Origin of the sequence: Oceanobacter sp. 4_MG-2023, assembly GCF_030689165.1 — a bacterium.
Classification (GTDB): domain Bacteria; phylum Pseudomonadota; class Gammaproteobacteria; order Pseudomonadales; family Oceanobacteraceae; genus Oceanobacter.
The window spans coordinates 1-1,616 of sequence record NZ_JAUYVV010000062.1 but is presented as its reverse complement, the minus strand read 5'-3'; the positions used below and the strand labels follow the sequence as shown (position 1 = coordinate 1,616).

The window sequence follows — 1,616 nt, the reverse complement described above, 5'->3', positions numbered from 1 at the left end:
GCCAGCCAGCTCACTCAGCAGCACATCCAGCACGCGCTCGTCGTCGATCGTGCGGATGTGTCCGGCATAGCTGGCTACGCGGGCAGCAGGTGATTCCCCCAGGCTACTGTGGCGGCGGGTGTGGTATTCGTGCTCCAGCCAGTCGTCGCAGTATTGCTGCAACTCAGCCGAGGACATTTTCACTTCGATCAACTCGTCTTTTTTAAACAGGCGGTCGCTGAAACTCTTGCGCGCTTCAATGGCCTGGCGTTCAACGATGTTGTGGCCGATAAACCCTGGCAGCAGCTCGGCAATGTCGTGTGAAAACGTTTTGAAAACCCGTTCGATATGCGGTTTTTTCCAGCCCTGGAACGGTGGACAAAATTCTTGTTCTACGCCCAGGGAGCGGAACACATACTTGATGTATTTGGATTTGTAGTCGGCACCGTTATCGGTTTTGGCAACCTCTGGTACACCCCAGCTCAGCAGACAGCGACGGATTACCTGCGCAACGCCTTTGCTATCAGAGGTGGGCATTACGACAAACAGGGTGCGGCGGCTATAAACGTCAATTGCGCCCAATATGGAATGACGACCATCGGTCAGCATCAGATCGGCAGGCGTACTGTCGAACTCCCAAAGCTGATTCAGCGCGTGAACGTGTTCGCTGGCGCTGCCTTGGGCGTCCATATATTTGTTTTTCCAGGCGTCCGGGTTGGTAACGGCGGTGTATACCTGAATATTGTCGGCCTTCCACTGGCTGACCCAGTCGCCCAGACGGCGCTCTGACGGCAGGCTCACGTCTTGCCCGGCAAACTCGGCACGCAGGGCCTTGGCCAGCGTGGTGATTTTGATATGCGGATGGCCAACGACCATGCCGACGATGTATTCACGCAGTGCGGGTTGGCTATCGACAATGCCGCTGCCACGGCGGCCTTTGCCGGTGTCACCGGCCAGGGCATCAATGCCTTGTTCGCGGATCTTCTTTTCCCACAAATACAGGCTGGGGCGGGAGCACTTGGGTTCGATCTCGCGTACCCAGGCTTCTACTGTGATTTCTTCGGCTTTATACAGCGTGGCAAACTCGGTATATGCCTTGCCTTTGGGTAAACCACTGGCGTGGTGAAATTCTTGCGCGGCGGTCAATACCGCAAGAATGGCATCGACCTTTTTCTTTTGGTTGGCCGACAGCTTTTTATAGCGGTTCAGTGACTGTTCACGATGTTGCTGTTGCGCCAGATCTCTGGCCGCCAAGTCGGCCAGTACCGGGTTATTTTTTGCGGCAGCGGCGGCTTTTTTAGCCTGACTGATACGCAGGGCGCGTTGGCTTTTGGCCGGTAATGAGCTGATGTGGTATTCGTTGCCTTTGCCAACCGCTTTAGGGCGAGATTGCCAGGCATCTGCATTGGCCTTTTTCAACAGCCCTGGCACGGTGCCGGGTAAGCCGCTAATTCCTGCCAATTCCTGAGTGCTGAACCAGTCGTTCATTCGTCACCCCCAAATAATTCCAGCTCGGGTGATCCCATACGTTCAACCCGAACGCGATGACTGGCTACCTCTGCCATATGGCGTGCCAGCTCGGCCTTAGCGGCTTCGCCATCTTCATTGCTCATATAAAAAGCCGCGAGTACGGCAAC

1 protein-coding gene is annotated in these 1,616 nt (G+C 55.5%); it reads right to left on the bottom strand.

The window, feature by feature from the left end; all coding sequences use genetic code 11:
- Positions 1–1,467 (bottom strand): DNA-binding protein (locus Q8W24_RS16735; protein ID WP_305476031.1); only part of this gene is annotated, 1,467 nt, incomplete at its 3' end.
- Between the last annotated feature and the right edge of the window lie 149 nt (positions 1,468–1,616).